At 73.9% G+C, this 1,203-nt stretch carries 1 protein-coding gene; it reads left to right on the plus strand.

From position 1 onward, the window contains the following. On the plus strand, positions 1–1,203 hold a 1,203-nt coding region (locus KN815_RS49155), incomplete at both ends, for an acyl carrier protein (RefSeq protein ID WP_216348211.1).

Below are 1,203 nucleotides of genomic sequence, written 5' to 3' on the forward strand. Positions count from 1 at the left end.
CCCCGGCCGCCGCGTGGTGGAGTCGGGCGGCGGCGCGGCCCCCGGCGGGCTCGCGGAGCGGCTGCTGGGACTGTCCGTCCCCGAGCGCGACCGGCTGCTGCTGGAGATCGTCTGCGGTCAGGTCGCCGCCGTCCTCGGCTACGCGGGCCCCGAGGCCGTCGGCGCCGGGCGCGCCTTCAAGGAGCTGGGCTTCGACTCGCTCACCGCCGTCGAGCTGCGCAACCGCCTCGGCGCCGTCACGGGCGTACGGCTTCCGGCCACCCTTGTCTTCGACTACCCGACGCCCACCTCGCTCGCCGGTTTCCTGCGCACCGAGATCCTCGGCGACCAGGCCGACGAGGCGGCGTCCGCCCCCGCCGCCACCGTGGCCGTCGCCGACGACGAGCCCATCGCCATCGTCGGCATGAGCTGCCGCTACCCGGGCGGGGTCACCAGCCCCGAGGAGCTGTGGGAGCTGGTCACCGGCTCGGTGGACGCCATCTCCGGCTTCCCGACCGACCGTGGCTGGCAACTGGACGGGCTGCTGGGCGACGACCCCGGGCAGACCGGCACCAGCGCCACCATCGAGGGCGGATTCCTCTACGACGCGGGCGAGTTCGACCCCGACTTCTTCGGGATCAACCCGCGCGAGGCGCTCGCCATGGACCCGCACCAGCGGCTGCTGCTGGAGAGCTCCTGGGAGGCGTTCGAGCGGGCCGGGATCGACCCGGCGACCGTGCGCGGCAGCAAGACCGGCGTCTTCGCGGGCGTCATGTACCACGACTACCTCTCCCGGCTGACCGCCCTGCCGGAGGGCCTGGAGGGCTACCTCGGCACCGGTACGGCGGGCAGTGTCGCCTCCGGCCGGGTGGCCTACACCTTCGGACTGGAGGGCCCCGCGGTCACCATCGACACGGCGTGCTCGTCGTCGCTGGTGGCGCTGCATCTGGCGGCGCAGGCGCTGCGCAGCGGCGAGTGCACCATGGCGCTCGCGGGCGGTGTCACCGTCATGTCCACCCCGGACACCTTCATCGACTTCAGCCGCCAGGGCGGGCTGTCGGCCAGCGGCCGCTGCAAGTCCTTCTCGGGCGACGCGGACGGCACCGGCTGGGCCGAGGGCGTCGGCATGCTGCTGGTGGAGCGGCTGTCGGACGCGAAGAAGAACGGCCACCGGGTGCTGGCGGTCGTGCGGGGCACGGCGGTCAACCAGGACGGTGCGTCCAA

This window comes from Streptomyces niphimycinicus (assembly GCF_018883605.1).
GTDB classification, from domain to species: domain Bacteria; phylum Actinomycetota; class Actinomycetes; order Streptomycetales; family Streptomycetaceae; genus Streptomyces; species Streptomyces niphimycinicus.